The 24658-nt window shown below is 73.9% G+C and carries 22 protein-coding genes; 15 read left to right on the plus strand and 7 right to left on the minus strand.

Annotated elements, in window-relative coordinates; genetic code table 11:
- Positions 1-23: 23 nt before the first annotated feature.
- Positions 24-983 carry an FAD-dependent oxidoreductase gene (locus SGLAU_RS27810; protein ID WP_043505274.1) on the minus strand — a complete coding sequence of 320 codons (960 nt, stop codon included), beginning with the start codon at positions 981-983 and terminating at the stop codon, positions 24-26.
- Between the two features lie 151 nt (positions 984-1134).
- On the opposite strand from SGLAU_RS27810, the gene SGLAU_RS27815 reads away from it, so the two are divergent.
- Positions 1135-2775, plus strand: coding sequence for an ABC-F family ATP-binding cassette domain-containing protein (locus SGLAU_RS27815; protein WP_043505275.1), 1641 nt, complete (start codon positions 1135-1137; stop codon positions 2773-2775).
- A 156-nt stretch (positions 2776-2931) separates the two neighbouring features.
- On the opposite strand, the gene SGLAU_RS27820 is transcribed toward SGLAU_RS27815, so the two are convergent.
- Positions 2932-5322 (minus strand): Tex family protein, encoded by a 2391-nt coding sequence (locus tag SGLAU_RS27820; protein WP_043505276.1) that lies wholly within the window; start codon positions 5320-5322, stop codon positions 2932-2934.
- A 97-nt stretch (positions 5323-5419) separates the two neighbouring features.
- Positions 5420-5554: an LPFR motif small protein gene (locus SGLAU_RS36760; RefSeq protein WP_279628009.1), complete on the minus strand. Its 135-nt coding sequence runs from the start codon at positions 5552-5554 to the stop codon at positions 5420-5422.
- Between the two features lie 178 nt (positions 5555-5732).
- On the opposite strand from SGLAU_RS36760, the gene SGLAU_RS27825 reads away from it, so the two are divergent.
- Together SGLAU_RS27825 and SGLAU_RS27830 are read left to right on the plus strand one after the other, a co-directional pair.
- Positions 5733-6692 (plus strand): GlxA family transcriptional regulator, encoded by a 960-nt coding sequence (locus tag SGLAU_RS27825; protein WP_043505277.1) that lies wholly within the window; start codon positions 5733-5735, stop codon positions 6690-6692.
- A 30-nt stretch (positions 6693-6722) separates the two neighbouring features.
- A complete protein-coding gene (locus SGLAU_RS27830; RefSeq protein WP_043505278.1) occupies positions 6723-7358 on the plus strand; it encodes a DJ-1/PfpI family protein in 636 nt (211 codons plus the stop codon).
- Here the strand turns inward: SGLAU_RS27830 and SGLAU_RS27835 are convergent.
- Positions 7345-8094, minus strand: coding sequence for an enoyl-CoA hydratase/isomerase family protein (locus tag SGLAU_RS27835; protein WP_043505279.1), 750 nt, complete (start codon positions 8092-8094; stop codon positions 7345-7347). The two genes, SGLAU_RS27830 and SGLAU_RS27835, sit on opposite strands and share 14 nt — an antisense overlap.
- A 336-nt stretch (positions 8095-8430) precedes the next feature.
- Here SGLAU_RS27835 and SGLAU_RS27840 point away from each other — a divergent pair, with 336 nt between their 5' ends.
- Positions 8431-8904 carry an ATP-binding protein gene (locus SGLAU_RS27840; protein WP_052413922.1) on the plus strand — a complete coding sequence of 158 codons (474 nt, stop codon included), beginning with the start codon at positions 8431-8433 and terminating at the stop codon, positions 8902-8904.
- A gap of 31 nt (positions 8905-8935) precedes the next feature.
- Here the strand turns inward: SGLAU_RS27840 and idi are convergent, their stop codons facing one another.
- The 3 genes from idi to galE all read right to left on the minus strand — a co-directional run bounded on the left by idi (position 8936) and on the right by galE (position 11882).
- Complete coding sequence (gene idi / locus SGLAU_RS27845; RefSeq protein WP_043505280.1) at positions 8936-9529, minus strand: isopentenyl-diphosphate Delta-isomerase; 594 nt, start codon at positions 9527-9529, stop codon at positions 8936-8938.
- A 280-nt stretch (positions 9530-9809) separates the two neighbouring features.
- Entirely contained in the window at positions 9810-10748 is a 939-nt protein-coding gene (locus tag SGLAU_RS27850; protein WP_043505281.1) for a cation diffusion facilitator family transporter, read from the minus strand.
- Positions 10749-10910: 162 nt separating this feature from the next.
- A complete protein-coding gene (gene galE / locus SGLAU_RS27855; RefSeq protein ID WP_043505282.1) occupies positions 10911-11882 on the minus strand; it encodes a UDP-glucose 4-epimerase GalE in 972 nt (323 codons plus the stop codon).
- Positions 11883-12228: 346 nt separating this feature from the next.
- On the opposite strand from galE, the gene SGLAU_RS27860 reads away from it, so the two are divergent.
- The 11 genes from SGLAU_RS27860 (at position 12229) to SGLAU_RS27915 (ending at position 24547) form a co-directional block, all read left to right on the plus strand.
- Positions 12229-14046: a DUF5941 domain-containing protein gene (locus tag SGLAU_RS27860; RefSeq protein ID WP_043505284.1), complete on the plus strand. Its 1818-nt coding sequence runs from the start codon at positions 12229-12231 to the stop codon at positions 14044-14046.
- Complete coding sequence (locus tag SGLAU_RS27865) at positions 14043-14795, plus strand: sugar phosphate nucleotidyltransferase (RefSeq protein WP_043505285.1); 753 nt, start codon at positions 14043-14045, stop codon at positions 14793-14795. The genes SGLAU_RS27860 and SGLAU_RS27865 overlap by 4 nt, the downstream gene beginning before the upstream one ends.
- Entirely contained in the window at positions 14783-15844 is a 1062-nt protein-coding gene (locus SGLAU_RS27870; protein ID WP_043505286.1) for an iron-containing alcohol dehydrogenase family protein, read from the plus strand. Before SGLAU_RS27865 ends, SGLAU_RS27870 begins: the two co-directional genes overlap by 13 nt.
- Positions 15822-16601: a CDP-alcohol phosphatidyltransferase family protein gene (locus tag SGLAU_RS27875; protein ID WP_078958078.1), complete on the plus strand. Its 780-nt coding sequence runs from the start codon at positions 15822-15824 to the stop codon at positions 16599-16601. Before SGLAU_RS27870 ends, SGLAU_RS27875 begins: the two co-directional genes overlap by 23 nt.
- A gap of 26 nt (positions 16602-16627) precedes the next feature.
- Positions 16628-17500 carry a glycosyltransferase family 2 protein gene (locus SGLAU_RS27880; RefSeq protein ID WP_043507143.1) on the plus strand — a complete coding sequence of 291 codons (873 nt, stop codon included), beginning with the start codon at positions 16628-16630 and terminating at the stop codon, positions 17498-17500.
- 84 nt (positions 17501-17584) lie between these two features.
- Entirely contained in the window at positions 17585-18514 is a 930-nt protein-coding gene (locus SGLAU_RS27885; RefSeq protein WP_043505288.1) for an ABC transporter permease, read from the plus strand.
- A complete protein-coding gene (locus tag SGLAU_RS27890; RefSeq protein ID WP_043505290.1) occupies positions 18507-19283 on the plus strand; it encodes an ABC transporter ATP-binding protein in 777 nt (258 codons plus the stop codon). The genes SGLAU_RS27885 and SGLAU_RS27890 overlap by 8 nt, the downstream gene beginning before the upstream one ends.
- Positions 19284-19613: 330 nt before the next feature.
- Complete coding sequence (gene hpnC, locus SGLAU_RS27895; protein ID WP_099052866.1) at positions 19614-20546, plus strand: squalene synthase HpnC; 933 nt, start codon at positions 19614-19616, stop codon at positions 20544-20546.
- The gene (gene hpnD, locus SGLAU_RS27900) at positions 20543-21493 is read left to right on the plus strand and encodes a presqualene diphosphate synthase HpnD (RefSeq protein ID WP_043505292.1); all 951 of its coding nucleotides are present in this window, start codon (positions 20543-20545) and stop codon (positions 21491-21493) included. The genes hpnC and hpnD overlap by 4 nt, the downstream gene beginning before the upstream one ends.
- Positions 21494-21983: 490 nt before the next feature.
- Positions 21984-23411, plus strand: coding sequence for a hydroxysqualene dehydroxylase HpnE (gene hpnE / locus SGLAU_RS27910; protein ID WP_043505295.1), 1428 nt, complete (start codon positions 21984-21986; stop codon positions 23409-23411).
- Between the two features lie 71 nt (positions 23412-23482).
- On the plus strand, positions 23483-24547 hold the full coding sequence (locus SGLAU_RS27915) for a polyprenyl synthetase family protein (protein ID WP_043505296.1): 1065 nt from the start codon (positions 23483-23485) through the stop codon (positions 24545-24547).
- Positions 24548-24658: the final 111 nt, after the last annotated feature.

Below are 24658 nucleotides of genomic sequence, written 5' to 3' on the forward strand. Positions count from 1 at the left end.
ACGCGAAAGGCCCCGGTCCGGCGTCACGCGGAGGGGGCGCCGGCCAGCCCGGCCGCCTCCTCCGCGCAGCCCCAGGCCACGGTGACGCCCGCGCCCCCGTGGCCGTAGTTGTGCACCAGCAGCCGCCCGTCCGCGAGCGTCTCCCGCTCCAGCCGCACCGCGTCGCGCGCGGGCCGCAGACCCACCCGGTGCGCCAGCACCCGCGCCCCGGCGATCTCCGGCCGCAGCGCCGCGCAGCGCCGTACGATCGCCTCCGCCACGGCGGGATCCGGCTCCGCCGTCCACACGTCCTCCTCGGCCGTGCCGCCCAGCACCAGGCCGCCGGGCTGCGGGAAGAAGTACACCGGCTCCCCGCCGGGCCCGGTGGAGACCGTCCAGGTGCGGATGCCCGGGTTCTCCACCACGACCAGCTGCCCGCGCACCGGCCGCACCGCCGGATCCGGCACGAGCGTCCGGGCGCCCAGCCCCGTGCAGTTGACCACCACCGGCGCGTCGGCCTCGGCCAGCGTCGCCACCGCGCGCTCCTCGACCACACCGCCCGCCGCCCGGAAGCGCTCCCGCAGCCAGGGCAGATGGGCCGTCATGTCGAGCAGCGGCAGCCGCGCCCACAGTCCCGCCCCGGCGTACTCCTCCGGGGTGGCCGCCCGCAGCCCGGGCAGCCGCCCCGCCGCCCAGCCGCCCACCTCGTCCGGATCCGTCTCGCCCAGCACCCCCTCGGCCAGCCGTACGCCGGTCGCCCCGGGCCGCGCGGCCAGCTCCTCGTACACCTGGAGCGAGCGCAGCGCCCACGCCCGGGCCGCCGCGACCGGCCGTATCCGGTACGGCCACCACAGGGCACCGGCGACGGCCGAGGTGGTCCGCTCGACGGGCTCGCGCGACCACAGCCTGACCCGCCGGCCGCGCTCCGCGAGCACCACGGCCGTCGTCAGCCCGATGATCCCGCCCCCCACGACGACCACGTCACCCCGCACGTCACTGTCCATGCGGGGACGGTAGCCGAAGGTGTCATGCCGCGCTCAGGACCGTGCACGCGGTCCGGACGCCGGAGCCGTGAAGGGCGTGCCCGTTGCGCCAGGGGTGGCGGGGCGAGCGCGGTGAACGGCTGCCGGGACGGCCGTTAGGATCGGCGGTCTGATGACTGCCACCCTCGTCGCCAAGGACCTCGCCGCCGGCCACGGCGACCGCTCGCTGTTCACCGGTCTCGACCTCGTCGTGGCCCCCGGCGACGTGATCGGCCTGGTCGGCGCCAACGGTGCCGGGAAGTCCACCCTGCTGCGCCTGCTCGCCGGCCTCGACACCCCCGAGCAGGGTGAACTCCGGCTCTCCCCGCCCACCGCGGCCGTCGGCCACCTGCCGCAGGAGCCGGAGCGCCGGCCGGGCGAGAGCGTGCGCGCGTTCCTGGCCCGCCGCACCGGCGTGGCGGCCGCCCAGCGGGCGATGGACGAGGCCACCGGGGGACTGGTCGAGGGACGGCCCGGCGCGGACGACGCCTACGCCGCGAGTCTGGAGCGGTGGCTCGCCCTCGGCGGCGCCGACCTCGACGAGCGCGCCGAGGAGGTCGCCGGCTCCCTCGGTCTCGGGGTCGGCCTCGACCAGCCGATGACGTCCCTGTCCGGCGGCCAGGCCGCCCGCGCGGGCCTCGCCTCCCTCCTGCTGTCCCGCTACGACGTCTTCCTCCTCGACGAGCCCACCAACGACCTCGACCTGGACGGCCTGGAACGCCTCGAACGCTTCGTCGGCGGCCTGCGCGCCGGCACCGTCGTCGTCAGCCACGACCGCGAGTTCCTCACCCGCACCGTCACCAAGGTGCTCGAACTCGACCCGGTGCAGCGGCAGATCAACCTCTACGGCGGCGGCTACGCGGCCTACCTGGAGGAACGCGAGGTGGCCCGCCGGCACGCCCGCGACGACTACGAGGAGTACGCCGACAAGCGGGCCGCCCTCCAGGACCGCGCCCAGATGCAGCGCGCCTGGATGGACAAGGGAGTGAAGAACGCCCGCCGCAAGGCGGCCGGCGACAACGACAAGATCGGCCGCAAGTTCCGCAGCGAGGCCAGCGAGAAGCAGGCCGCGAAGGCCCGCCAGACCCAGCGCATGATCGAGCGCCTGGAAGTAGTCGAGGAGCCCCGCAAGGAGTGGCAGCTGCGCATGGAGATCGCCTCCGCCCCGCGCTCCGGCGCGGTCGTGGCCTCCCTGCGGGACGCCGAGGTGCGGCGCGGCGACTTCGCCCTCGGTCCGGTCACCCTCCAGATCGACTGGGCCGACCGGGTCGCGGTCACCGGCGCCAACGGCGCGGGCAAGTCGACGCTGCTGGCCGCCCTGCTCGGCCGGGTCCCGCTCGACGCGGGGCACGCGGTGCTCGGCTCCGGCGTCCTCGTCGGCGAGGTCGACCAGGCCCGCCAACTGTTCCACGGCCCGGAGACCCTGCTGGACGCGTTCGGCGCGGCCGTCCCCGGGACCGAGCCGGCCGACGTGCGCACCCTGCTGGCCAAGTTCGGCCTGAAGGCGGACCATGTGCTGCGCCCCGCCGCGACGCTCTCCCCGGGTGAGCGCACCCGCGCCGCCCTCGCCCTCCTCCAGGGCCGCGGCGTCAACCTCCTCGTCCTCGACGAGCCGACGAACCACCTCGATCTGCCCGCCATCGAGCAGCTCGAGTCGGCCCTGGACGCCTACACCGGCACGCTGCTCCTGGTCACCCACGACCGCCGCATGCTCGACGCGGTGCGGGTGACCCGCCGCCTGGAGGTCGCGGACGGCAAGGTCACCGAACGCTAGCCGCGGCCTCCGGCGGGCGGGAGCCGGCCCCGGCCTCCGGCGGGCGGAAGAGGGAGGGGAGCCGAGCGCGCGTCGGCCTCCGGCAGCGCGGTCATGACCTCACCCCCCGGGACGGGAGCGGGCCCCGGCACGCCCGTGCCGGGGCCCGCGGACGTTTCAGCGCCTGCCGCCCTTCCCGGGGTCGAGCAGACCCGCGCGGCGCAGGGCGTCCGCCATCGCGCCGTCGGCCGGAGCCGGGGCCTGGCGGCCGCCGCCGCGTCCGGCCCCACCGCCCGCGCGCCCGCCCTGCCGCTGCTGCGGCGGCCGGCCGCCGCGCTGCTGACGGCGCTCGCCGGACGGCTGCCCGCCCTGCGGGACGGCCTCGTCGTCCAGGCGCAGCGTCAGGGAGATCCGCTTGCGCGGGATGTCGACGTCGAGCACCTTCACCCTGACGATGTCACCCGGCTTGACCACGTCGCGCGGGTCCTTGACGAACGTCTTCGACATCGCGGACACATGGACCAGCCCGTCCTGGTGGACACCGACGTCGACGAACGCGCCGAACGCGGCCACGTTGGTGACCACGCCCTCCAGGACCATGCCCGGCTCCAGGTCGGAGATCTTCTCCACGCCCTCCTTGAAGGAGGCCGTCCGGAACGCGGGCCGCGGGTCACGGCCCGGCTTCTCCAGCTCCTTCAGGATGTCGGTGACCGTGGGCAGACCGAACGTCTCGTCCACGAAGTCCTGCGGCCTGAGCGAGCGCAGCACCCCGGTGTTGCCGATCAGCGCGGCCACTTCCTGGCCGGTGCTCTTCACCATGCGCCGCACCACCGGGTACGCCTCGGGGTGCACGCTGGAGGCGTCCAGCGGGTCGTCGCCGCCGCGGATCCGCAGGAAGCCCGCGCACTGCTCGTACGCCTTGGGGCCGAGCCGCGGCACCTTCTTCAGCTGCGCGCGGGAGGTGAAGGGGCCGTTGGCGTCGCGGTGCGCCACGATGTTTGCCGCCAGCCCCGACGAGATGCCGGAGACCCGCGCGAGGAGGGGCGCGGAGGCGGTGTTCACGTCCACGCCGACGCCGTTCACACAGTCCTCGACCACCGCGTCCAGCGAGCGCGACAGCTTCACCTCGGACAGGTCGTGCTGGTACTGGCCGACGCCGATCGACTTGGGGTCGATCTTCACCAGCTCGGCGAGCGGGTCCTGGAGGCGGCGCGCGATCGACACGGCGCCGCGCAGCGACACGTCCATGCCGGGCAGTTCCTGGGAGGCGAACGCGGACGCCGAGTACACCGACGCGCCCGCTTCGGACACCATCACCTTGGTGAGCTTCAGCTCGGGGTGCCTGGCGATGAGTTCGCCGGCGAGCTTGTCGGTCTCCCGGGAGGCGGTGCCGTTGCCGATGGCGACCAGCTCGACCGCGTGCTCCTTGGCGAGCCGGGCCAGCGTGGCGATCGCCTCGTCCCACTTGTTGGCCGGGACGTGCGGGTGGATCACGTCCGTGGCGACGACCTTGCCGGTCGCGTCGACCACGGCCACCTTCACGCCCGTACGGAACCCGGGGTCGAGGCCCAGCGTCGCGCGCGTGCCCGCGGGGGCGGCGAGCAGCAGGTCGCGCAGGTTCGCCGCGAACACCCGGACGGCCTCGTCCTCGGCGGCCGTGCGCAGCCGCAGCCGCAGGTCGATGCCGAGGTGCACGAGGATGCGGGTGCGCCAGGCCCAGCGGACCGTGTCCGTCAGCCACTTGTCGCCGGGGCGGCCCCGGTCGGCGATGCCGAAGCGGTGGGCGACGATCCCCTCGTACGAGGAAGGGCCGTCGGACGGCTCCTCCGGCTCCAGGACGAGGTCGAGGACCTCCTCCTTCTCACCGCGCAGCATCGCGAGGACGCGGTGCGAGGGCAGCTCGGTGAAGGGCTCGGCGAAGTCGAAGTAGTCGGCGAACTTGGCGCCCGCCTCCTCCTTGCCCTCCCGCACCTTCGCCACCAGCCGTCCGCGCGCCCACATGCGCTCGCGCAGCTCGCCGATCAGGTCGGCGTCCTCCGAGAACCGCTCGGTGAGGATGGCGCGCGCGCCGTCCAGCGCGGCCTGCGGATCGGCGACGCCCTTGCCGGCGTCGACGAAAGCGGCGGCGGCCGCCGCCGGTTCGACGGCCGGGTCGGCGAGCAGCGCGTCGGCCAGCGGTTCCAGACCGGCCTCCCGGGCGATCTGCGCCTTGGTGCGCCGCTTGGGCTTGTACGGCAGGTAGATGTCCTCCAGGCGCGCCTTGGTCTCGGCGCCCCGGATGCGGGCCTCCAGCTCCCCGGTGAGCTTGCCCTGCTCGCGCACCGAGTCCAGGATCGCGGTGCGCCGCTCCTCCAGCTCCCGCAGATAGCGCAGCCGCTCCTCGATCGTGCGCAGCTGCGCGTCGTCGAGCATCTCGGTCGCTTCCTTGCGGTAGCGGGCGATGAAGGGCACCGTCGAACCGCCGTCCAGCAGCTCCACGGCAGCCCTCACCTGCCGCTCCCGTACGCCGAGCTCCTCGGCGATCCTGCCTTCGATGGACCCTGCTCCGAGGGACCCCGGTGTCGTCACGATGCCGTACCGCCTTCTCCGCTTCGGGTTGCGCGGCAATTGTGGCAGGTGGCACCGACAACCGGGGATCAGGGCGGGTCGTGGGCGCGGCAGGCGGTCACGCCCGCCGGGCGCTCCGGCCGGAGGAGGAGGCGCCGCCGAACAGGCGGGCCAGTGCCCGGAAGGGCAGCGTCACGACCGTGGCGATGGCGCCGCCGATCTGCCGCAGTACGTCCGCGATGGCACGGAACACGTCGATCTCTCCTTCGTCGCTCGGAGTCGCTTCGAGTCGCTGTGAGCCGCCTGCGCGTCCGCTGTGGTGCGGACGCGCGGGTACCTCTCGGGTACCTCGCCGGAGCCGGGGCACACATGGCAGGAAAGGTGGGCTGCTCGTCATTGCGGCCATCGCCCGCACCCCGAAGAATCGACGCATGCCGCAGCGAACCGTGCTCGTCGTGGTCTTCGACGAGGTGCAGAGCCTCGACGTCACCGGCCCCGTGGAGGTCTTCACCGGCGCCGAGCAGCACACCCCCGGCTCCTACCGGGTCCGTACGGCCTCCCCGGACGGGGCCCCCGTCCGCACCTCCAGCGGACTGACCCTGGTCTCCGACGGGGCCCTGGCCACTGCCGCCGTTCCGCACACCCTGGTGGTCCCCGGCGGGCCGGGCACCCGGCACCCGGACCCACGGCTGGCCGACTGGCTGCGCCGGCACGGGGCGCGCGCCGAGCGGCTGGTGTCGGTGTGCACGGGCGCGGCGCTGCTCGCCGCGGCGGGCCTGCTGGACGGGCGGCGCGCCACCACCCACTGGGCGTACTGCGCCGCCCTCGCCCGCGACCACCCGGCCGTCCGGGTGGACCCCGAGCCGATCTACGTCCGGGACGGCAACGTGGCCACCTCCGCCGGCGTCACCTCCGGCATCGACCTGGCGCTCGCGCTGGTCGAGGAGGACCTGGGCCGGGACGCCGCCCTCACCGTCGCCCGCCACCTGGTGGTCTTCCTGCGCCGGCCGGGCAACCAGGCCCAGTTCAGCGCCCAGCTCGCCGCCCAGACCGCCCGCCGCGAGCCGCTGCGCGACGTCCAGCAGTGGGTCTCCGAGCACCCGGCCGCCGACCTGAGCGTGGCGGCGCTGGCCGCCCGCGCGCGGCTGTCCCCGCGCCACTTCGCCCGCGCCTTCCGCGCGGAGACCGGCATCACCCCCGGCCGGTATGTCGACCGGGTCCGCCTGGAACACGCCCGCCGCCTCCTGGAGGACACCGCCGACGGCATCGAGGAGATCTCCCGTGCCAGCGGCTACGGCACCCCCGAGGCGATGCGCCGCGCCTTCGTCCGCGCGCTGGGAGCGGCCCCGGCGGAGTACCGCCGGCGGTTCCGCCCGGCCCCCGTCCTCTGAGCCGAGTCTCCACCACCGAAAGGGACCCCCATGCAGATCGCCGTCGTCCTCTACGACCGCTTCACCGCCCTGGACGCCGTCGGGCCGTACGAGACCCTCGGCCGCCTGCCCGGCGCCGAGACGGTGTTCGTCGCCGAGCGGACCGGCCCCGTCCGCACCGACACCGGCACCCTCGCCCTCACCGCCGACAGGACCCTCGCCGAAGTGCCGGGCCCGGACATCGTGGTCGTCCCCGGCGGTCCCGGGCAGACCCAGCAGATGGAGAACCGGGCCCTGCTGGACTGGCTCCGGGCCGCCGACGCGACCAGCACCTGGACGACCTCGGTGTGCACCGGCTCGCTGCTGCTGGCCGCCGCCGGGCTGCTGACCGGACGCCGGGCCACCTCGCACTGGCTGGCCCTGGACCTCCTCGCGGGCCTCGGCGCCGAGCCCACCGGAGAGCGGGTCGTCTTCGACGGCAAGTACGTCACCGCCGCCGGGGTCTCCTCCGGCATCGACATGGGCCTCGCCCTGCTGGGCCGGATCGCGGGCGACGAGCACGCCCAAGCCGTGCAGCTGCTCACCGAGTACGACCCGCAGCCGCCCTACGACGCGGGTTCGCCGGACAAGGCCCCGGCGCACCTCGTCGAGGAGTTCCGCGGCAAGAGCCGGTTCATCCTGACGTAGTCCAGGTGAAGCGGGGCGCGCGGCGCTCCAGGAACGCCGTGACGCCCTCCGCGGTGTCGGAGCTCTCCCGCGCCCGCGCCGCCCAGTGGCCGTCCCGGTCGGTCCGGCCGTTGGCGAACTCCTTCGCCGCCGCCTGCGTCAGCTGCGAGCGCGCGGCCAGGACGCGGGTGAACGCGGCGACCCGCCCGGCGAGTCCGCCCTCCGGCAGCACCTCGTCCACCAGTCCCGTCCGCAGCGCCCGCTCCGCGTCGATCAGCTCGCCGGAGAACAGCAGGTACTTCGCGGCGGCCGGACCGACCAGCGACACCAGCCGCCGGGTGGAGGACGCCGGATAGACGATGCCGAGCTTCGCCGGGGTCACCCCGAACAGCGCTCCCCGCTCCGCGAACCGCAGGTCACAGGCGGCGGCGAGCTGCGACCCGCCGCCCACGCAGTGCCCCCGGACCGCCGCGAGCGTCGGCTTCGGGAACGCGGCCAGCGCCTCCTCGGCGGCCACCGCCAGCGCCTGCGCCCGCTCCGGGGACCCCTGGAGGGTGGAGATGTCGGCGCCCGCGCAGAAGGTGCCGTCCGCTCCGGTGAGCACCAGCGCGCGGACCTCCGGATCGGCGGCCAGGGCCGCCAGCAGCGGCGGCAGCGCCTCCCACATCGCGGCGGTCATCGCGTTGCGCTTGGCCGGATGGTGGATGACGACGGTGGCGACCGAGTCGGCGACGTGGTGCAGCAGCTGGGGCTCCATGCGCGGGATGCTAACCGCCGCGGGCGTACACACGATCGACGGGACACCCCTGAGCGGACCCGGGCCGGTCGCCGCCGGGTGCGGCGGGCGCCGGGCCGTGGGCCCGGTCCCGGACGGCGGCCCCGGCCGGGCGGAAGCGACAAACCCGTACAACCCGAAGAGTTCGCGAAGTCGGCACGGGCGGGGCAGGAGTAGTCCCACAACTGACCGCGTCATACGCCATCGGTCAAAAGCGCTCGATAGTCGCTGACTTGTGTTCAGCTCCGCGGCGTCGGCGGGCTCGTTGTCACCATTCGGGATGTGGTGACAATCGAGCGCGAGGGTGGCGACCGGACGATGGCAGGCGGCCCAGAGGCACCCCTGGAGGAGAAGACGCCCGATCCGCTGCCGTACGAGGGGGTCTGGAGGTTCACCGCCCCCGCCGTCGACGCCTCGGTCCCGCAGGCCCGGCACGCCGTCCGGGACCTGCTGCGGCGACAGGGCGTACCGGTCTGCGACGACGTGGCGCACGGCCTGCTGCTAATCGTGTCCGAGCTGGTCACGAACGCCGTCCGGCACGCGGCGCTGCTGTCGCCGACGATCGCCGTGGAGATCGCCGTGGGCGCCGAGTGGGTGCGGCTCTCGGTCGAGGACAACCACCCCTACCGCCCCACCGCCCTGGAGGCCGACCACGCCCAGACCGGCGGGCGCGGACTGCTGCTGGTACGGGAGATCACCCGCGAGGCGGGCGGAGCGTGCGACGTCGAGCACACGACGACGGGCGGCAAGGTGATCTGGGCCGCCCTGCCGCTCGCCCCCGCACGGCACTAGCCGCACGCGGGGGCGGTCCCCGCGTGGGCCGCTACCAGCCCGCGGACGGGCCGGTCAGCTCCCTGATCGCCGGGCGGGCCGCGTCCAGGACGGTCATGAACCACGCCGAGAACGGGTCCCTGGCATGCCGCTCCGACAGCTCGGCCGAGGTCACGAACGCGGTGGCGCCGACCTCCTCCCCGTCCGGGGCGAGCGGCGACTGCACCAGACCCACGAAGAGGTGGTTGTACTCCTGCTCCACCAGGCCCGAAGCCGGGTCCGGGTGGTTGTAGCGGACCGTGCCGGCCTCCGCGAGCAGCGACGGCGAGACGCCCAGCTCCTCGTGGGTGCGGCGGGCCGCCGCCGCGAAGGGGGCCTCACCGGGATAAGGATGGCCGCAGCAGGTGTTCGACCACACCCCGGGGGAGTGGTACTTGCCCAGCGCCCGCTGCTGGAGCAGCAGCCGGCCACGCTCGTCGAAGAGGAAGACCGAGAACGCCCGGTGCAGCTGCCCGGGCGGCTGATGGGCCGCCAGCTTCTCCCCGGTGCCGATCGTGACGCCGTCCTCGTCGACCAGTTCCAGCAAGATCGCGTCCGTGGTGCCGCTCGACGAGCTGTGCGTCGCGGTGGCAGGTGAAATCGGCATACCCATCCTTCGCCTCGTTCCTCGCACCCCAAGTCTGCCGTACGAATCCGGCACTCCCGGCACTTCCCGGAACGACCCGCATGTCCCGCACGGCAGGCACCGGAAGGGGCCCGGGAGGTGAGCGTGCCCGGCCACCGGGCGGGGAACCGCCCGTACTGGTGTACGCCACCCCACCCGCCCGGCGCCTCCCGTCCCCCGGATGCGCGAGCACGCACCAGACCCCGCTCGGGTCGGTCGTGAGGCTCCGGACCTCAAGCCGGGCTGATCCGAACGAAAGGCCCTAGTGACACAGCCGTGCCTCGTGCTCGGCGTGGCCGCTCGGCTCCAGCTGGAAGGTGCAGTGCTCCACGTCGAAGTGGTCGCCGAGACAGCTCTGCAGCTCGTGCAGCATCTTCTCGTTGCCGATCGCGTTCAGGACGTCGGAGCGGACGACGACGTGCGCGGACAGCACCGGCATGCCCGACGTGATCGTCCAGGCGTGCAGGTCGTGCACGTCCTCCACCCCGTCCAGCGCCAGTATGTGCGCCCGCACCTCGGCCATGTCGACGCCCTTGGGCGCCGACTCCAGCAGCACGTCCAGCGTCTCGCGCAGCAGCTTCACGGTGCGCGGCACGATCATCAGACCGATCACCAGCGAGGCGATCGGGTCCGCGGCCTGCCAGCCGGTGGTCAGGATCACCGCCGCCGAGATCAGCACCGCCACCGACCCCAGCGCGTCCGCAGCCACCTCCAGGAAGGCGCCGCGCACGTTCAGGCTCTCCTGCTGCCCGCGCATCAGCAGGGTGAGCGAGATCATGTTCGCGACCAGGCCGATCCCGCCGAAGAGGATGGTCAGCCCGCCCTCGGTGCCGGCCGGGGTGAGGAACCGCTGGATCGCCTCGTAGAGCACGTACCCGCCGACGCCGAGCAGCAGCAGGCAGTTGGCGAGCGCCGCGAGGATCTCGGCGCGCGCGTAGCCGAAGGTGCGCTTCTCGGTCGGGGGCAGGTTGGCGAAGTGGATGGCGAGCAGGGCCATGCCCAGTCCGAGCGCGTCCGTGGCCATGTGCGCCGCGTCGGCGATCAGCGCCAGCGAGTCGGCGAGCAGGCCGCCGACGATCTCCACCACCATCACGGTGAGCGTGATCGTCAGCGCGATCCGCAGCCGGCCGCGGTACGCCGCGGCGGCCGTGCCCGTGACCGGCGCGCCGTGCGCGTGCCCGTGGTCGTGACCAGCCCCCATGAAACCCGCCCTCCTGTGATCGGTCGGTCCGCGACCACAGTCAACTACGGGTGGGGGGTATCCGGCAACGCGGCACTGAACACCGTTGTCATATGCTCTGACCTGCGAAAACGGCCAGGCGTCGGGGTGCTGGAGGAAGCGCAGGTCAGCGCCTCGCCGAGGTCAGCGCCCCTGGTGCAGCCGCCAGCCCCGCCACGCCGACTCGACCATCTCGCGTACTCCGCGGCGGGCGGTCCAGCCCAGTTCGGCGGCGGCCCGCTCGGCCGAGGCGACGGCCCGCGGGGCGTCGCCGGGGCGGCGCGGCTCCACCACCGCCGGACGGCGGTCACCGGTCACCTCGCCGATCAGGGTGACCAGCTCGCGCACGGAGACACCCTCGCCCCGGCCGATGTTCACGGTCAGATCGCCCGCCGCGTCCCCGGCGGACAGCCGCCGGGTCGCCGCGAGGTGCGCCTCGGCGAGGTCGGCGACATGGATGTAGTCGCGCACGCAGGTGCCGTCCGGCGTCGGGTAGTCGTCGCCGAAGATCCGCGGCGCCTCACCCCGGGTCAGCCGGTCGAAGACCATCGGTACGACGTTGAAGACGCCGGTGTCGGCCAGCTCCGGGGCGGCGGCGCCGGCCACGTTGAAGTACCGCAGGCAGACGGTGGCGATGCCGTGCGCCCGGCCCGCGGCGCGCACCAGCCACTCACCGGCGAGCTTGGTCTCGCCGTAGGGGTTCACCGGGGCGCACGGGGTGTCCTCCGTGATGAGGTCCGCCTCCGGGTTGCCGTAGACGGCGGCCGACGAGGAGAAGAGGAACCGCCGGATCCCGGCCTCGGCGACCGCGTCCAGCAGCGTCGCCAGCCCACCGACGTTCTCCTGGTAGTACCGCGTCGGCCGGTCCACCGACTCGCCGACCTGCTTGCGGGCGGCGAGGTGCACCACACCGGACACCTCGTGCTCGGCGAGGACCCGCTTCAGCAGCTCCCCGTCCAGCGAGGAGCCCCGCACGAGCGGCACGTCCGCCGGCAGCCGCGCGGGCACGCCCGCGGAGAGGTCGTCCAGCGCCACGACCCGCTCCCCGGACTCGGCCATGGCCCGCGCCACATGGGCCCCGATGTACCCGGCACCGCCGGTGATCAGCCACGTCATGGTCGTCCACCCTAGTCCCGGGGGCCGCCGCGGGCCGACTCCGCCCGCTGCCGCCGCCGCGGCGCGCACCCTCCGGAACCGCACGCTCACCGCCGCGTGTCCGCTATGCCCGTTGTGGCGGGGCCGTTTTGTGCGCCGGCCCCCGCAGCCCCCATGATGATCGCGGCGAGGCGGCTCGCGGGGCGGGGCGTCGAGGCCGTGAACAGGCGGTGAACACGGGTCTCCGATCATCCGATAGCCTCAGCCGACATGCCGCCGCCTGGCGCAGCCGATGCGCAGCCAAGGGGGCGCCCCCATCATGTTCAGGCCCGGCGCCACCGCGCCGGCACGCAGGGAGTGAGTTCGGTTGCCGACCGCCATCCTCACCGGTCAGCCGGTCCCCGGATCGTCGATCGAGGGCGATCTGCGGTCCCTCGGCTTCGAGGTGCGCACCGCCGCCGACGCCGCCGACGCCGAGACGCTGCTCGCCCAGGTGCCCGGTGACCAGCGGGTGGCCATCGTCGACGCCCGGTTCGTCGGCCACCTGCACGCCCTGCGCCTCGGCCTGACCGACCCCCGCTTCCCGCTCGCCGCCGTCCCCGGCGCCGTCACCGCCCGCCCGGCCGGCCGCCAGGCCCTGACCCGCGCCATGGCCCGCGAGAACTCCTCCGGGGGTGGCACCGCCGTCGCCGTCGGCAGCCTCGCCGACCGCGTGGTCACCGCCCTGGACGCCGACGGCGCCACCGTGCACCGCCCCGAGCTGGGCAGCCTGGTCGCCACCGTTCCCGGCGACCCGCAGACCCGCAACGAGGCCCGCCAGGCCGTGGCCGCCGTGGACGACGAGGCCGTCCGGCTGAAGTCGGCCGTGAAGGCCCGCGACGGTTTCTTCACCACGTTCTTCATCAGCCCGTACTCCCGCTACATCGCCCGTTGGTGCGCCCGCAGGGGTCTCACCCCCAACCAGGTCACCACCGCCTCGCTGCTCACCGCGCTGGTCGCGGCGGGCTGCGCGGCCACCGGCACCCGCGGCGGCTTCGTCGCGGCCGGGATCCTGCTGATCGCCTCCTTCGTGCTGGACTGCACCGACGGCCAGCTCGCCCGCTACTCGCTGCAGTACTCCACCCTCGGCGCCTGGCTCGACGCCACCTTCGACCGCGCCAAGGAGTACGCCTACTACGCCGGTCTCGCGCTCGGCGCGGCCCGCGGCGGCGACGACGTGTGGGCGCTCGCGCTCGGCGCGATGGTCCTGCAGACCTGCCGCCACGTCGTGGACTTCTCCTTCAACGAGGCCAACCACGACGCGACCGCCAACACCAGCCCCACCGCCGCCCTCTCCGACAAGCTGGACAGCGTCGGCTGGACGGTCTGGGTGCGCCGCATGATCGTCCTGCCGATCGGCGAGCGGTGGGCGATGATCGCCGTCCTGACGGCCCTCACCACCCCGCGCACCACCTTCTACGCGCTGCTCGCCGGCTGCGCCTTCGCCGCCGCCTACACCACGGCCGGCCGGGTCCTGCGCTCGCTGACCCGCAAGGCGAACCGCACCGACCGCGCGGCCACCGCGCTCGCCGACCTGGCCGACTCGGGACCGCTCGCCGAGGGCCTGGCGGCGGCCTTGCGCAAGCCGGCCCGCCGGCTGCCCGGCATCGCCGTCCCCGCGCTCGCCCTGCTCGGCGCGGCCGCCGTCGTCGCCACCGCCGCGTCCACCGGTCCCGGCAGCCCCTGGCCGGCCGTCGCCGCCGTCGGCTACGCACTGACCTCGGGCCTCGCCGTCGCCCGCCCCCTCAAGGGCGCCCTCGACTGGCTCGTCCCGCCGTTCTTCCGCGCCGCCGAGTACGGCACGGTCCTCGCGCTCGCGGCCCACGCGGGGGTGAACGGAGCGCTTCCGGCGGCTTTCGGGCTGGTGGCGGCCGTCGCCTACCATCACTACGACACGGTGTACCGCATCCGCGGCAACGCCGGCGCGCCCCCGGCCTGGCTCACCCGGACCATCGGGGGGCACGAGGGGCGCACGCTGCTCGTCACCGCTCTGGCCGCGCTGCTCACCGCCGCGCAGTTCAAGGTCGCGCTCACGGTCCTGGCCGTGGCGGTGGCCCTGGTGGTGCTCGTCGAGAGCATCCGCTTCTGGGTGGCCTCCCACCTGGGTGGCGCGCCCGCCGTACACGATGAAGGAGAACCCGCATGATCGGCCTCGTGCTGGCGGCCGGCGCCGGACGGCGTCTGCGCCCCTACACCGACAGCCTGCCCAAGGCGCTGGTGCCGGTGGGGCCCGCGGGCATAGAGGGCGAACCCACGGTCCTCGACCTCACCCTCGGCAACTTCGCCGAGATCGGCCTGACCGAGGCCGCGGTCGTCGTCGGCTACCGCAAGGAGGCCGTCTACGAGCGCAAGGCGGCCCTGGAGGCGAAGTACGGCCTCAAGCTGACCCTCATCGACAACGACAAGGCCGAGGAGTGGAACAACGCCTACTCCCTGTGGTGCGGCCGTGACGCCCTCAAGGACGGCGTGATCCTCGCCAACGGGGACACCGTCCACCCGGTCTCCGTCGAGAAGACGCTGCTCGCCGCCCGCGGCGAGGGCAAGAAGATCATCCTCGCGCTGGACACGGTGAAGAGCCTGGCCGAGGAGGAGATGAAGGTCGTCGTCGATCCCGCCAGGGGCATGACGAAGATCACCAAGCTGATGGACCCGGCCGAGGCGACCGGCGAGTACATCGGCGTCACCCTGATCGAGGGCGACGCCGCCCCGGAGCTGGCCGACGCGCTGAAGGCGGTCTGGGAGACCGACCCGCAGCAGTTCTACGAGCACGGCTACCAGGAGCTGGTCGACCGCGGCTTCCGGATCGACGTCGCGCCGATCGGCGAGGTCGACTGGGTGGAGATCGACAACCACGACGATCTCGCCCGGGGACGGGAGATCGCGTGCCGGTACTGACCAGGCTGATCCCCTCGCCGCTGGTCGTCGACATCCGCCCGGGCGCCCTCGACGACCTGGCCTGTGTCCTCGCCGACGAGCGCATCTCGCACTCCGGCCGGCTGGCCGTCGCGGTCAGCGGCGGCTCCGGCGCGAAGCTGCGCGAGCGGGTGGCCCCGCAACTGCCCGGCGCCACCTGGTACGAGGTCGGCGGCGGCACCCTGGACGACGCGGTCCGGCTGGCCGGCGACATAAAGGCCGGCCACTACGACGCGGTGGTCGGCCTCGGCGGCGGCAAGATCATCGACTGCGCCAAGTTCGCCGCGGCCCGCGTCGGCCTGCCCCTGGTCGCCGTGCCGACGAACCTCGCGCACGACGGACTGTGCTCGCCGGTCGCCACCCTCGACAACGACGCCGGGCGCGGCTCCTACGGCGTGCCCAATCCGATCGCCGTCGTCATCGACCTGGACGTCATCCGCGAGGCGCCGGTCCGGTACGTGCGGGCCGGGATCGGCGACGCCGTCTCCAACGTCTCCGCGATCGCGGACTGGGAGCTTGCCAACCGCGTCAAGGGCGAGAAGATCGACGGTCTCGCCGCGGCCATGGCCCGCCAGGCCGGCGAGGCGGTGCTGCGCCACCCGGGCGGCATCGGGGACAACGACTTCCTCCAGGTGCTCGCCGAGGCGCTGGTGCTCAGCGGTATCGCCATGTCCGTGTCGGGCGACTCCCGCCCGTCGTCCGGGGCCTGCCACGAGATCAACCACGCCTTCGACCTGCTCTACCCGAAGCGCGCGGCGGCCCACGGCGAGCAGTGCGGACTGGGCGCGGCCTTCGCGATGTACCTGCGCGGGGCCCACGAGCAGTCGGCGTACATGGCCGAGGTCCTGCGCCGGCACGGACTGCCGGTGCTGCCGGAGGAGATCGGCTTCACCCCGGAGGAGTTCGTCAGGGTGGTGGAGTTCGCCCCGGAGACCCGGCCCGGCCGCTACACGATCCTCGAACACCTCGACCTGAAAACCCACCAGATCAAGGACATCTACGCCGACTATGTCAAGGCCATCGGTAGCTGAACTCCGGCCGGTCGTCCACCCCCCGGGGGTGAAGGACCGGCGCAGCGGTGAGCACTGGATGGGACGCCTCTACATGCGTGAGGTGTCCCTGCGGGTCGACCGCTACCTGGTGAACACCCGGGTCACGCCCAACCAGCTCACGTACCTGATGACCGTCTGCGGCGTCCTCGCGGCCCCGGCACTCCTGGTGCCGGGGATCCCGGGGGCGGTGCTCGGCGTGATCATGGTCCAGCTGTACCTGCTGCTCGACTGCGTCGACGGCGAGATCGCCCGCTGGAAGAAGCAGTACTCGCTCGGCGGGGTCTACCTCGACCGCGTCGGCGCCTACCTCACCGACGCCGCCGTGCTGGTCGGCCTCGGGCTGCGCGCCGCCGACCTGTGGGGCGAGGGCCGGATCGACTGGCTCTGGGCCTTCCTCGGCACCCTGGCCGCGCTCGGCGCCATCCTGATCAAGGCCGAGACGGACCTCGTCGGGGTGGCCCGCCACCAGGCGGGCAAGCCGCCGGTGCAGGAGTCCGCGGCCGAGCCGCGCTCCTCCGGCATGGCGCTGGCCCGCCGGGCCGCCGCCGCGCTGAAGTTCCACCGGCTGATCCTCGGCATCGAGGCGTCGCTGCTCATCCTGGTCCTCGCCATCGCCGACCAGGCGCGCGGCGACCTGTTCTTCACCCGGCTCGGCACCGCCGTCCTCGCCGGCATCGCACTGCTCCAGACGGTGCTGCACCTGGTGTCCATCCTCGCGTCGAGCCGGTTGCGGTGAGCGGGATGGCGACACCGGAGAGATCCCTGAAGGTCGGCGCGGTGATCATCACCATGGGCAACCGCCCGGAGGAGCTGCGCGCGCTCATCGACTCGGTCGCCCAGCAGGACGGCGACCCGGTCGAGGTGGTCGTGGTCGGCAACGGCTCGCCCGTCCCGGACGTCCCCGGGGGCGTGCGCACCGTCGAGGTCCCCGAGAACCTCGGCATCCCGGGCGGCCGCAACGTCGGCATCGAGGCCTTCGGGCCCGGCGGCCGGGACGTCGACATCCTGCTCTTCCTCGACGACGACGGCCTGCTCGCCCGCACCGACACCGCCGAGCTGTGCCGCGAGGCGTTCGCCGCCGACGACCGGCTCGGCATCATCAGCTTCCGCATCGCCGATCCCGAGACGGGCGTCACCCAGCGCCGCCACGTGCCCCGGCTGCGCGCGTCGGACCCGATGCGCTCCTCCCGGGTCACCACCTTCCTGGGCGGCGCCAACGCGGTCCGTACGAAGGTCTTCGCCGAGGTCGGCGGGCTGCCGGACGAGTTCTTCTACGCGCACGAGGAGACCGACCTCGCCTGGCGCGCCCTGGACGCGGGCTGGATGATCGACTACCGGTCGGACATGGTGCTGTACCACCCGACGACCGCCCCCTCCCGGCACGCGGTGTACCACCGGATGGTGGCCCGCAACCGGGTCTGGCTGGCCCGCCGCAACCTGCCCGCCCCGCTGGTCCCCGTGTACCTGGGCGTCTGGCTGCTGCTCACCCTGGCGCGCCGCCCCTCGCGGCCCGCGCTGAAGGCGTGGTTCGGCGGATTCCGGGAGGGCTGGGCGACGGCGTGCGGCCCCCGCCGGCCCATGAAGTGGCGTACGGTGTGGCGGCTGACCCGGCTGGGCCGGCCCCCCGTGATCTGACAAGCTCGTCCCCGCGGGGTCCGGGGCACCGGCCCCGCCCCGCCGCACCGGCCGCGCATCTCTCGAAGACGAAAGTTTCCCGCAGTGAGTGAGACAACGCACGACGGCGGAGTCGCCGTGACCGAGCCTCCGTCGCCCGACGAGCATCTGACGGCGGCCGAGCTCGCCGCGAAGTACGGCCTGACCGTGAGCGGCGCCCGGCCCTCGCTCGCCGAGTACGTCCGCCGGCTCTGGGGGCGGCGGCACTTCATCGTCGCCTTCTCCCAGGCCAAGCTGACCGCCCAGTACAGCCAGGCGAAGCTCGGCCAGCTGTGGCAGGTCGCCACTCCGCTGCTCAACGCGCTCGTCTACTACCTGATCTTCGGCCTGATCCTGGACGCGGGCCGCGGCATGACCAAGGACGTGTACATCCCGTTCCTGGTCACCGGGGTCTTCGTCTTCACCTTCACCCAGTCCTCGGTGATGGCCGGCGTCCGCGCCATCTCCGGCAATCTCGGCCTGGTGCGCGCCCTGCACTTCCCGCGGGCCTCCCTCCCGATCTCCTTCGCGCTCCAGCAGCTCCAGCAGCTGCTGTTCTCCATGATCGTGCTGGTCGCGGTGGCCTGCGCCTTCGGCAGCTACCCGGACCTGTCCTGGGCGCTGATGGTGCCGGTGCTGGTGCTCCAGTTCCTGTTCAACACCGGGCTCGCCCTGGTGATGGCGCGGCTGGGCGCGAAGACCCCGGACCTCGCCCAGCTCATGCCGTTCGTGATGCGCACCTGGATGTACGCCTCCGGGGTGATGTTCTCCATCCCGATCATGCTCCAGGACAAGCCGGCCTGGATCGCCGACGTGCTCCAGTGGAACCCTGCCGCCATCTACATGGACCTGATGCGCTTCGCGCTGATCGACGGCTACGGCTCCGAGAACCTGCCCCCGCACGTCTGGGCGGTCGCGGCGGGCTGGGCGGCGCTCGTCGCCGTCGGCGGCTTCGTGTACTTCTGGAAGGCGGAGGAGAGGTACGGCCGTGGCTGAGGCACGCGTTCCCACCGTGATCGCGGACGATCTGCACATCGTCTACCGCGTCAACGGCGCCAGGACCGGCAGGGGCAGCGCCACCGCCGCCCTGAGCCGCATCCTGAAGCGGGGCTCCGGCGACGCGCAGCGCGGCGTGCGCAAGGTGCACGCCGTGCGCGGCGTCTCCTTCGTCGCCTACCGGGGCGAGGCGATCGGCCTGATCGGCTCCAACGGCTCCGGGAAGTCCACCCTGCTGCGCGCCGTCGCCGGGCTGCTGCCCGCCGAGCGGGGCAAGGTCTACACCGACGGACAGCCCTCGCTGCTCGGGGTCAACGCGGCCCTGATGAACGACCTGACCGGCGAACGCAACGTCATATTGGGCGGGCTCGCCATGGGCATGTCCCGCGAGGAGATCCGGGAGCGCTACCAGGAGATCGTCGACTTCTCCGGCATCAACGAGAAGGGCGACTTCATCACCCTGCCGATGCGCACCTACTCCTCCGGCATGGCCGCCCGGCTGCGCTTCTCCATCGCGGCCGCCAAGGACCACGACGTCCTCATGATCGACGAGGCGCTGGCCACCGGCGACCGCTCCTTCCAGAAGCGCTCCGAGGCCCGCATCCGCGAGCTGCGCCAGCAGGCGGGCACGGTGTTCCTGGTCAGCCACAACAACAAGTCCATCCGCGACACCTGCAACCGCGTGCTGTGGCTGGAGCGCGGCGAACTGCGCATGGACGGGCCGACCGACGAGGTCCTGAAGGAGTACGAGAAGTTCGCGGGCAAGTGACCCGGTCCGCCCAGGGCCCTGCCGGAACGGACTCCGGCGGGGCCCGGCGTCTGCGGAGGGAACGTCAACCCCGGTCGGCGGCAACAACCTTGGGGCCGATCGGTGTGTTCTCGTGATGCGCGGGACACCCCCGCGGACCCCCCTGCGTTGTACGACGTAAGCTGTACCGGTGCCGAATCGCGGCAAGTGTGACGATCGTGCGCGACACCCTTCACCGGAACGGCCGTGCGAACGCCGGGCGGCGTGTCCGAAATAGTGTGAATTGGGTCGGCAGTGTAGAACGGGAGATGTGACGGCAATGGCGACGGAAACTCCCCGGCTCCCCGAAGCATGCGCCGTCCCCGCCCGAGGCAGCACACGGTGACGGGAATCCGCACGGTGCACCGGGACGACCCGGGACGCGCCACGCTCGACAAGGCCGCGTCCGAGAACTTCCCCGTGGCCCCCTTCTTCCTGCCCCGCGCCTGGCGCACCGACCTCATGGCCGTCTACGGCTTCGCCCGCCTCGTCGACGACATCGGCGACGGCGACCTCGCCCCGGGCGGCGCCGACGCCCGTCTGCTCGGCGTGTCCGCGCACGAGGCCGAGGACCGGCTGCTCCTGCTCGACGCGTTCGAGGCCGACCTGCGCCGCGTCTTCGACGGCGTGCCCCGCCACCCCCTGCTGCGCCGGCTCCAGCCGACCGTCCGCCGCCGCTCGCTCACCCCCGAGCCGTTCCTCGGCCTGATCGCCGCCAACCGCCAGGACCAGCTGGTCGGCCGGTACCAGACCTACGACGACCTGCTCGCCTACTGCGAGCTGTCCGCCAACCCCGTGGGCCGGCTGGTGCTCGCCGTCACCGGCACCGCCACCCCGGAGCGGATCCGCCTCTCCGACGCGGTCTGCACGGCGCTCCAGATCGCCGAGCACCTCCAGGACGTCGCCGAGGACCTGCGCCGTGACCGGATCTACCTGCCCGCCGAGGACATGAAGCGCTTCCAGGTCCAGGAGGCGGATCTCGCCGCCGCCTCGGCGGGCGCGCCGGTGCGCGCCCTGGTCGCGTTCGAGGCGCGCCGTGCCCGTGACCTGCTGGCCGCGGGCGCCCCCCTCGTGGGCAGCGTGCACGGCAGGCTGAGGCTGCTGCTCGCGGGGTTCGTGGCCGGGGGAAGGGCGGCCCTCGACGCCATCGCCGCCGTCGGCCACGACGTACTTCCCGGCCCGCCCAAGCCCGGCAGACTCCGGTTGCTGCGCGAGGTGGGCGTGACCCTGCGAGGAGAGGGGTGATCCGGACCGTGGAGTCGGAACCGCACGTGTCCGCACCGGTACTCGCCGCCTACCGCTACTGCGAGGCCGTCACCGGACAGCAGGCCCGCAACTTCGCCTACGGCATCCGGCTGCTGCCGACGGCCAAGCGCCGCGCGATGTCCGCGCTGTACGCCTTCTCCCGGCGTGTCGACGACATCGGCGACGGCGCGCTCACCGACGAGGTGAAGGCCGCCCGGCTGGACGACACCCGGACGCTGCTCACCCGGATCCGCGAGGACGCGGTCGACGAGGACGACACCGACCCGGTCGGCGTAGCCCTCGCCCACGCCGCCCGCACCTTCCCCATCCCGCTCGACGGCCTGGACGAGCTGATCGACGGCGTCCTCATGGACGTCCGCGGCGAGACCTACGAGACGTGGGACGACCTCAAGCGCTACTGCCGGTGCGTGGCGGGCGCCATCGGGCGCCTCTCCCTCGGCGTGTTCGGCACCGAACCGGGAGCGCGTGACGCCGAGCGCGCCCCCGAGTACGCCGACACCCTCGGGCTGGCCCTCCAGCTCACCAACATCCTGCGCGACGTCCGCGAGGACGCCGAGGGCGGGCGCACCTACCTGCCCTCCGACGACCTCGCCAAGTTCGGCTGCTCGGCCGGGTTCGCCGGGCCGACCCCGCCGGACGGCTCCGACTTCGCGGGCCTCGTCCACTTCGAGGTGCGCCGCGCCCGCGCCCTGTTCGCCGAGGGCTACCAGCTGCTGCCCATGCTCGACCGGCGCAGCGGCGCCTGCGTCGCCGCCATGGCGGGCATCTACCGCCGCCTGCTCGACCGCATCGAGCGCGACCCGGAGGCCGTGCTGCGCGGCCGGGTCTCGCTGCCCGGCCGGGAGAAGGCCTACGTCGCCGTGCGCGGGCTGTCCGGACTGGACACCCGCCACGTCAGCCGGCGCACCGTCAGGAGGCGCGTCTGATGCGGACCTCCGGACCGGACGAGACCACCGGCGCACATCCCGGCGCCGCCGACGGCCGCAGCGTGCGTGCCGCCGACGGCGCGCGCCACGCCGGGGAGGGCGAGCACCGTGGTGCCGCCGTCGCCGGACGGCCGGGGCGTGGTGCCGCCGGCCGGCCCGCCCGCGCCGTCGGTGGTCGTCGGGCCGGCGCACGCCCACGCGCCCTCGGCGGCCGGCTCGGCGACCGGGGCGATGGTGCGGGCGCGGGTGCCGGTGCCGTTCGGCCGGGAGGTCCCGGTGGCGGGTCCGTGCGCGGCGGTCGCGGCCGGGCCGGGGGAGTCACCGGCGCCGTGGGCGGCGGTGCCACCGACGGCACCTCCGCTTCACCCTCCGCGCCGCCCGCCGGAGGGAACCCGCGGGCAGCCCGCCGGCGCGCGGCCGCGTCCCTGCCGGCGAAGGCCGGGCCCGGACTCACCCCGCGCCGCGGCGCCCGCGCGGGGGAGGGCGCACGATGACCGACGGCACGAGGAACGGACCCGTGACGACCGACGCTCCCACCGGGCACGGCCGGAAGGCGGTGGTGGTCGGCGGCGGACTCGCCGGGGTCACCGCCGCGCTGGCACTCGCCGACGCGGGCGTCGGCGTCACCCTGCTCGAAGGCCGGCCCCGCCTCGGCGGCCTGGCCTTCTCCTTCCGGCGCGGTGAGCTGACCGTCGACAACGGCCAGCACGTCTACCTGCGCTGCTGCACCGCCTACCGGTGGTTCCTCGACCGGATCGGGGGTGCGGCGCTGGCGCCGCTGCAGGACCGGCTCGACGTGCCCGTGCTCGACCTCGCCAAGCCCGAGGGCCGGCGACTCGGCAGGCTGCGGCGCGACGCGCTGCCGGTCCCGCTGCACCTGGGCCGCAGCCTTGCGACGTACCCCCACCTCTCGCTCGCCGAGCGGGCGAAGGCCGGCCGGGCCGCGCTCGCGCTCAAAGGGCTCGACCCCGCCGATCCGGCCCTGGACGAGCAGGACTTCGGCAGCTGGCTGACCGCGCACGGCCAGTCGGCGCGGGCCGTCGAGGCCCTGTGGGACCTGGTCGGCGTCGCCACCCTCAACGCGGTCGCGGGCGACAGCTCCCTCGGGCTCGCCGCGATGGTGTTCAGGACCGGGCTGCTGTCCGAACCGGGCGCGGCCGACATCGGCTGGGCCCGGGTTCCCCTCGGCGACCTGCACGACCGGCTGGCGCGCCGGGCGCTCGACGCCGCGGGCGTGCGCACCGTCCTGCGTGCCCGGGTCTCCGCCGTCTCCCGGACCGGCGAGGGGCGCTGGAGCGTCCGGCTGCCCGGCGAGCACATCGAGTCGGACGCCGTGGTGCTCGCCGTACCGCAGCGCGAGGCCCACGACCTGCTGCCCGACGGCGCGCTCGACGCGCCCGAGCGGCTGCTGCGGATCGGCACCGCACCGATCCTCAACGTCCACGTCGTCTACGACCGCAAGGTGCTGAACACCCCGTTCCTGACCGCGCTCGGCTCCCCGGTGCAGTGGGTCTTCGACCGCACCGAGGCGTCCGGGCTGACGGACGGCCAGTACCTGGCACTGTCCCAGTCGGCCGCCCAGGACGACATCGACGCCCCGGTGGCCGAGCTGCGCGCACGGTACCTGCCCGAGCTGGAGCGAGCCCTGCCGCGCACCCGGGATGCCGAGGTGAGGGACTTCTTCGTCACCCGGGAGCGCACCGCGACCTTCGCTCCCGCCCCCGGCGTCGGGCGGCTGCGGCCCGGCGCCCGCACGAAGGCACCCGGCCTCTACCTGGCCGGAGCGTGGACCGCCACCGGGTGGCCCGCGACCATGGAGAGTGCGGTCCGCAGCGGCATCAGCGCGGCCGACGCCGCGCTGCGCGCCCTGGGCCGGCCCCGCCCGCGCCACCTCTTCGACGTCGAGGAGGCGGCCTGATGTCCCGGCAGCACGGCGCGGCGGGTCCCCGCACCCCCGGTACCGCAACAAGAGGAGAGACTGTGCCCCCTGTGCCCCCGGCCTCGACGGCCGCTCGCGAGACCGCGGTGGACGTGACCGCGCTCCTGGAGCGCGGCCGGACCCTGGCCACCCCGGTACTGCGGGCGGCCATCGACCGCCTGGCGCCTCCGATGGACACGGTTGCCGCCTACCACTTCGGCTGGATCGACGCCCGGGGCAACCCCACGTCCGGCGACGGCGGCAAGGCCGTGCGCCCCGCCCTGGCCGTGCTGTCCGCGGAGGTCACCGGCGCCGCCCCGGAGACGGGCGTGCCCGGTGCCGTCGCCGTCGAGCTGGTCCACAACTTCTCCCTGCTGCACGACGACCTGATGGACGGCGACGAACAGCGCCGGCACCGCGACACCGTCTGGAAGGTGCACGGACCCGCCCAGGCCATCCTGGTCGGTGACGCCCTGTTCGCCCTCGCCAACGAGGTGCTCCTGGAACTCGGCACCGTCGACGCCGGACGCGCCACCCGCCGGCTCACCACCGCCTCCCGCGCCCTCATCGACGGCCAGGCGCAGGACATCTCCTACGAGCACCGCGACCGGGTCAGCGTCGAGGAGTGCCTGGAGATGGAGGGCAACAAGACCGGCGCGCTGCTCGCCTGCGCCAGCTCCATCGGCGCGGTGCTCGGCGGCGCGGACGACCGCACCGCCGACGCCCTGGAGCGGTACGGCTATCACCTCGGCCTCGCCTTCCAGGCCGTCGACGACCTGCTCGGCATCTGGGGCGACCCGGAGGCCACCGGCAAGCAGACCTGGAGCGACCTGCGCCAGCGCAAGAAGTCGCTGCCGGTGGTGGCCGCCCTCGCGGCGGGCGGCAGCGCCTCGGAGCGGCTCGGCGACATCCTCGCCGCCGACGCCAAGAGCAGCGACTTCGCCACCTTCTCCGAGGAGGAGTTCGCCGCCCGGGCGGCCCTCATCGAGGAGGCGGGCGGACGTGAGTGGACCGCCGACGAGGCGCGCCGTCAGCACACCGTCGCCATCGAAGCCCTCGACGCCGTGGACATGCCCGACCGGGTGCGGGCACAGTTCACCGCGCTCGCCGACTTCGTCGTCGTACGAAAGAGATGATCACCATCGGCCGAATAGCCCTCGCGTAGTCGCCGGCCGGTGTGCGAGGGAGCGCGCACCGGCCGACGGCGGACCCACAGCAGACAGCACTCGCAGGACTGCAGGAAGGGG

The organism is Streptomyces glaucescens (assembly GCF_000761215.1).
GTDB lineage: Bacteria > Actinomycetota > Actinomycetes > Streptomycetales > Streptomycetaceae > Streptomyces > Streptomyces glaucescens_B.

Excerpts from the sequence above, each read along its gene's own strand:
- SGLAU_RS27810 (WP_043505274.1), bottom strand. The coding sequence starts at position 983 with ATGGACAGTGACGTGCGGGGTGACGTGGTCGTCGTGGGGGGCGGGATC.
- SGLAU_RS27815 (WP_043505275.1), top strand. The coding sequence starts at position 1,135 with ATGACTGCCACCCTCGTCGCCAAGGACCTCGCCGCCGGCCACGGCGAC.
- SGLAU_RS27825 (WP_043505277.1), top strand. The coding sequence starts at position 5,733 with ATGCCGCAGCGAACCGTGCTCGTCGTGGTCTTCGACGAGGTGCAGAGC.
- SGLAU_RS27830 (WP_043505278.1), top strand. The coding sequence starts at position 6,723 with ATGCAGATCGCCGTCGTCCTCTACGACCGCTTCACCGCCCTGGACGCC.
- SGLAU_RS27835 (WP_043505279.1), bottom strand. The coding sequence starts at position 8,094 with ATGGAGCCCCAGCTGCTGCACCACGTCGCCGACTCGGTCGCCACCGTC.
- SGLAU_RS27840 (WP_052413922.1), top strand. The coding sequence starts at position 8,431 with ATGGCAGGCGGCCCAGAGGCACCCCTGGAGGAGAAGACGCCCGATCCG.
- idi (WP_043505280.1), bottom strand. The coding sequence starts at position 9,529 with ATGCCGATTTCACCTGCCACCGCGACGCACAGCTCGTCGAGCGGCACC.
- SGLAU_RS27850 (WP_043505281.1), bottom strand. The coding sequence starts at position 10,748 with ATGGGGGCTGGTCACGACCACGGGCACGCGCACGGCGCGCCGGTCACG.
- galE (WP_043505282.1), bottom strand. The coding sequence starts at position 11,882 with ATGACGTGGCTGATCACCGGCGGTGCCGGGTACATCGGGGCCCATGTG.
- SGLAU_RS27865 (WP_043505285.1), top strand. The coding sequence starts at position 14,043 with ATGATCGGCCTCGTGCTGGCGGCCGGCGCCGGACGGCGTCTGCGCCCC.
- SGLAU_RS27875 (WP_078958078.1), top strand. The coding sequence starts at position 15,822 with ATGTCAAGGCCATCGGTAGCTGAACTCCGGCCGGTCGTCCACCCCCCG.
- hpnC (WP_099052866.1), top strand. The coding sequence starts at position 19,614 with ATGCGCCGTCCCCGCCCGAGGCAGCACACGGTGACGGGAATCCGCACG.
- hpnE (WP_043505295.1), top strand. The coding sequence starts at position 21,984 with ATGACCGACGGCACGAGGAACGGACCCGTGACGACCGACGCTCCCACC.